The sequence below is a fragment of the Puia sp. genome (assembly GCF_036500295.1).
Taxonomy (GTDB): Bacteria; Bacteroidota; Bacteroidia; order Chitinophagales; family Chitinophagaceae; genus Puia.
In genome coordinates this window covers 1-5459 of record NZ_DASYCH010000028.1, presented here as the reverse complement: position 1 = coordinate 5459, position 5459 = coordinate 1, and the positions used below count along the sequence as shown (strand labels likewise).

The window sequence follows — 5459 nt, the reverse complement described above, 5'->3', positions numbered from 1 at the left end:
ACGAGGTCGGCGGGCACCTGGCGGTAGATCTTCACGAGTTCGTCGGCGTCTGCCTTGCTGTCGTTGAAGTCTTTGAAGAGGATGTATTCGAAGGTGATCTCGCTGCCTGTCTGCTGGTAGAAGTAATTCAGCGCTTCGATGAGCGCTTTGATATTATTCGTCTCGTTGATGGGCATGATCTCGTTGCGCTTTGTATCGTTGGCCGCGTGGAGGGAGAGGGCCAGCTTGAATTTGACCTTGTCGTCGCCGAGCTGGCGGATCATCTTTGCGACGCCGGCGGTGGAAACGGTGATGCGGCGGGGGCTCATGGCCAGTCCATCGGGGGCGGTTATGCGCTCGATCGCTTTGAGGACGTTCTTATAATTTAACAGGGGTTCGCCCATACCCATGAAGACGATATTGGAGAGTTTTTTTTCGTAGACGCGTTCGGATTGTTGGTTGAGGAGGACGACTTCGTCATAGATCTCGTCGTAGTCGAGGTTGCGTTGGCGTGCCATATACCCTGTCGCGCAGAATTTGCAGCTAAGGGAGCAACCGATCTGGGAGGATACACAGGCCGTTTTGCGTTCATCGGTCGGGATGAGGACGCCTTCGATCATATGGTGGTCGACGGTGTGGAAGCGGCTTTTTATCGTGCCGTCCGCGGAGTATTGGGTGGCGTCGACTTTTAGTGCGGGGAGGGAGAAGTTTTCGGCAAGCTGCCGGCGGAGTTCCTTGCTGAGGTTGGTCATGTCGTCGAAGTGGTGGGCGTGTTTTTGCCAGATCCATTCGTAGACTTGTTTTGCGCGGAACTTTTTTTCCCCGAGGGTTTCGAAGTGCTGCTCTAACTCGGTGAGGCTCAGGTGTCGTATGTTCTTATTCTCCGTTTTCGCTTGCATCAGGCTGCAAAGGTACGAAAATAGAACAACTGCTGTACCGAAAGCGGACAGTTCGGCCGGGTTGACGGGATGTAGGTTGTTGATAATTAGCGTTTTAAATTCAGGCATTTGATTGGTTGGCGGAATGGGGTTGTGATGCGGTTCGGCGGAGTTCGGGTTCGATGCGGTTCGGGGAGTTCGGGTTCGATGCGGTTGGGCGGAGTTCGGGTTCGATGCGGTTCGGCGGAGTTCGGGGTTTCAACGAATTACAAAAACTATCATATGCTTAGAAACTATTTTAAGATTGCCTGGCGGAACCTTGTAAAGAATAAGTTTTTCTCGTCGGTCAACATTTTTGGATTGTCGGCGGGATTGGCGTGTTGTATGCTGATCGCGTTGTATCTCCATTATGAAATGAGCTATGATAGTTACCACAAGAATATTGGGGACCTGTACCAGGTGGGGACGACTTTTATTGTGAAGGGAGAAAAGCAGCGCAATGTGTACCGGACGCCTGCTCCGATGGCCTGGGCCTTGAAGAAGGAGTTTCCGGAGGTGGTATGGTCGACGCGTCTCCTGGGCTCTTTTGATGATAAGACCTTGTTTACGGTGGCGGGTGACATGGGGTCCGGCCGGGGATCGGGATCGGGATCGGGGTCGGGGTCGGGCGAGACGCGTTCCTTTCTGGAGAATAAGATCGCGCTGACGGATGGGAACTTCTTTAAGATCTTTACCTATGACTTTAAGGAAGGGTCGCCGGCGCATGCATTGGAAGAGCCCTATTCCGTGGTGCTGACGGAGGAGGTCGCCCGGAAATACTTTGGGGATGCGCCCGCATTCGGAAAGACGATTCGTATCAATAGCGGCAGCAATGGCGAATATGATTACCGGGTTACGGGTGTGTTCCGGCCGATGGCATCGCCTTCGCATATCGATCAGCGGATATTTATATCGTTTGCCGGTGGCAAGATGGAGAAATATATCAACCAGAATCCTACGAATTTTGCGATCAACAACATGTTCGCCACCTATATCCAATTGCGTCCCGGGACTGATCCGGCGCGGTTCCAGGCCAAGTTGCCGGCCTTTATGCACAAGTATGCGGACAATGACCTGAAGAGGAGGGGGATTGAAAAAGCGCAGTTCCTTATCCCGGTTCGGGAGATCCATCTTACCGACCTGGTCGATTCCAATGTAACGCCGCCGGCCAGTCGCACTTATTTGTATATACTGGCGTCCATTGCCGTATTTACGTTGCTGATCGCCTGTATAAATTTTATGAACCTGTCGACGGCGCGCTCTTCGAAACGCTCTTCCGAGGTGGGGGTGCGGAAAGTGCTGGGTGCGGAGAGAGGGGGGCTGGTCCGGCAGTTCCTGGGAGAGTCGTTGTTGATGACATTTATGGCGTTTGGAATAGCTGTCGGGCTTACGGGGTTGCTTTTGCCGTTGTTTAACCGGTTATCGGGCAAGGAGATCAGGTTGTCGCTGGCTGCGGATGGGTGGTTGTTTGCCGGGTTTTTTGGGATGGCGGTGTTGACGGGTCTGGTTGCGGGGAGTTATCCCGCCTTTTATCTTTCTTCCTTTAACCCGGTGAAGGTGTTGAAAGGAAAATTGACCAATTCGTTGGCGGTTGCGTCGTTGCGGAAGGGGTTGGTCGTCGTTCAATTCATGATCTCGATCGTGCTGATCATCGCCACGGTGGTCATCCTCCGGCAGATGTCCTATCTGCGGCATGCCGATCTGGGTTTTCAAAAGGACCAGCAGCTTGTCATCCCGTTGCGGAGTAAGACGGCAAAGGCAATTTTTTCTTCGCTGAAGAGTGATTTGTTGCAAAACAATAACGTGTTATCCGTCGCGGGAACGTCGTATTACCCGGGGATCGGCAATCCGGCGGACAATGCGATCCGCCTGGCAGGGCAGACGATGAGTGAGGCGAAGATTGTCAAGACCAATTTTGTGAATGCGGATTATATGAAGACATTGGGTTTTACGGTGCTGGCGGGGCGGGCCTATTCCAGGGACTTCCTGTCGGATACCAGTAATTCTTTTATACTGAATGAGAGTGCGATCAAGGCCGTCGGGTTTGTCAGCCCGCAGGCGGCGATCGGTCAGAAGATCTATCTGAATGCGTCGGATTCGACGGGGGTGATCATTGTGGGGGTGGTGAAGGATTTTCATTTTGAGGACTTGCATGTGGCGGTGGCTCCGTATGCCTTCTCGCTGCTGTCGGACAACAATGGCTTCGACTATGTGATCGTGCATACCCGTGGGGGGAATGTGGGGTCCGTGATCCGGGCGGCGCAGGAGGTCTGGCGTAAGCAGGATGCGGTCGATCCTTTTGAATATACTTTTCTGGATGAGCAGTTCCAGCGGAATTATGCCGCCGATAACCGGCTGGCGGAGATCGTCGGATATTTCACGGTGATCGCCATCCTTATCTCCTGTCTGGGGCTATTTGGGCTGGCGGCATTTAGTGCGGAGCAGCGGACGAAGGAGATTGGTGTGCGGAAGGTATTGGGGGCGAGTGTGGCGACGATCGTGCGGTTATTGTCGGTCGAGTTTTTGAAATTGATCTTTATATCGTTGGTGATCGCCGCGCCGGTCGCGTGGTGGATCATGAGTAAATGGCTGCAGGGGTTTGCGTACCGGCAGCCGATCACCTGGACGGTATTTTTTTATACGACGGTGATTGCGATGGTGATCGGGCTTTGTACGATCGGGTTCCAGGCGGTGCGGGCGGCGATGGCGAACCCGGTGAGGAGTTTGAAGACTGAATAGCTTTTGAAGATGTTAGGGGAAAAGAAACGAGGTTGAAAGGGGGTATCCCTTCCAACCTCGTTGTTATTTATTCCAAGACGCCGAATTTGCCGGATTGGAATTCGCGGATGGATTCGATGATCTCGGATTGTGTGTTCATGACGAAGGGGCCGTAGCTGGCGATCGGTTCGTTGAGGGGTTCGCCGCTGAGGACGAGGAGTACGGAGTCTTCGTTTGCGGTGATATCGATGGTTTCGCCTTCGTTGGCGAAGAGGACGAAGCTGTGTTCGGGCGCCTTTTGATCGTTGATCGTGGCGCTGCCGTTGATCAGCAGGATTGCCGTGTTATGGTCTGCGGGCAGGCTGGTGTGGGTTGCGGCGCCTTTTTTTAGTTTTATGTCAAAGACATTGACGGGGGAATAGGTTTGCGCCGGGCCTTTGATCCCGTTATATACACCGGCGATGACATTGACGACGCCCTGGTGGTCGGGCAGGTCGATCTTTCCCATCTGTTCGGCGGTGATGGCCTGGTAATGGGGCGCCGTGCCTTTGTCCTTTTTGGGGAGGTTGACCCAGAGTTGTACCATTTCAAACGGGCCGCCTCTTTTTGCATATTCCTGCTCGTGGTATTCCTTGTGGAGGATACCGGCGCCTGCCGTCATCCATTGGACATCGCCGGGGTTGATGGTGCCGCTGTTGCCGGCGCTGTCGTGATGGGCTACGCTGCCTTTGTAAGCGATCGTTACCGTTTCGAAACCTTTGTGGGGGTGGACATCCACTCCGCGGAGGTGCGTTGAAGGCGGGAACTCGACTTCGGCGTTAAAGTCCAGCATCAGGAAGGGGCTGATGCGTTGTTGAGGGACGCTTTCTCCCGGTATATAATTAAACACCCGGAAGCCATCGCCTACCATGCCGGGGGCGGCGGGCTGAGGTATGATTTGTTCGATTTTCTTTTTCATGGTGTGAAGTTACGAATGGGGATGGGCGGGAAAAATAATGTAGGTTAAGAAGAGGTCGCTACAACGTTTTCGTAAATAAGCTGGGGAAATTACCCGTTTATTCGGCTAGTCTCTGTAAACTTGCTGCTTATGAAAATGGGTAAACCGATTGTGTTGCTGTTATGGGGGCTGCAGGCTTTTTCTGTGCTGCTTGGGCAGGGGAACGAGAGTCAGCGTGGGCGGGGGCCGGTGTGGGTGGCGGATCGGGGTGATGGAACGTATAAGAACCCGATCTTGTATGCGGACTATTCCGATCCGGATGCGGTGCGGGTTGGGGATGATTATTATATGACGGCTTCGAGTTTTAATTGTATACCGGGGTTGCCGATCCTTCATTCGAGGGACCTGGTGAACTGGAGGATCATCGGGCATGCGTTGTCGCGGCAGGAGCCGGGGGAGGTCTATGACAAGCCGGAACATGGGGATGGCGTTTGGGCCCCGTCTATCCGGTATTTCAGAGGCGAGTTTTACATTTACTATCCGGATCCCGACTATGGGATCTATGTCGTCACTGCCAGGAATCCCGCGGGGCCCTGGAGCAAGCCGGTGCTGGTCGTTGGCGGGAAAGGGCTGATCGATCCCTGTCCATTGTTTGAGGAAGACGGGAAGGGGGGACATCGGGTATGGCTGGTGAATGCGTGGGCGGCGAGCCGTGCCGAGGTCAACAGTTTGCTCACCATACGGCCTTTGCGGCCCGATGGATTGAGTGTAGCGGGAGAGGGGCGGATGGTTTATGACGGGCATGACCGGCAGCCGACGATCGAGGGGCCGAAGCTTTACAAACGGAATGGCTACTATTATATTTTTGCGCCGGCGGGTGGGGTGACTACGGGTTGGCAGCTTGCGTT

Annotated in this window: 4 protein-coding genes; 2 read left to right on the top strand and 2 right to left on the bottom strand. The window is 54.0% G+C overall.

The window, feature by feature from the left end; genetic code table 11:
- Positions 1–878: 23S rRNA (adenine(2503)-C(2))-methyltransferase RlmN (gene rlmN / locus VGM48_RS06370; protein ID WP_331577193.1), on the bottom strand; the 878-nt coding region annotated here is incomplete at its 3' end.
- Positions 879–1139: 261 nt separating this feature from the next.
- Here rlmN and VGM48_RS06365 point away from each other — a divergent pair.
- Positions 1140–3635, top strand: a complete 2496-nt coding sequence (locus tag VGM48_RS06365; protein WP_331577191.1) for an ABC transporter permease — start codon at positions 1140–1142, stop codon at positions 3633–3635.
- Positions 3636–3702: 67 nt separating this feature from the next.
- On the opposite strand, the gene VGM48_RS06360 is transcribed toward VGM48_RS06365, so the two are convergent.
- Positions 3703–4572 carry a pirin family protein gene (locus VGM48_RS06360; RefSeq protein WP_331577189.1) on the bottom strand — a complete coding sequence of 290 codons (870 nt, stop codon included), beginning with the start codon at positions 4570–4572 and terminating at the stop codon, positions 3703–3705.
- 135 nt (positions 4573–4707) lie between these two features.
- On the opposite strand from VGM48_RS06360, the gene VGM48_RS06355 reads away from it, so the two are divergent.
- Positions 4708–5459, top strand: a 752-nt coding sequence (locus tag VGM48_RS06355) for a glycoside hydrolase 43 family protein (RefSeq protein WP_331577187.1), incomplete at its 3' end; no start/stop codon positions are given.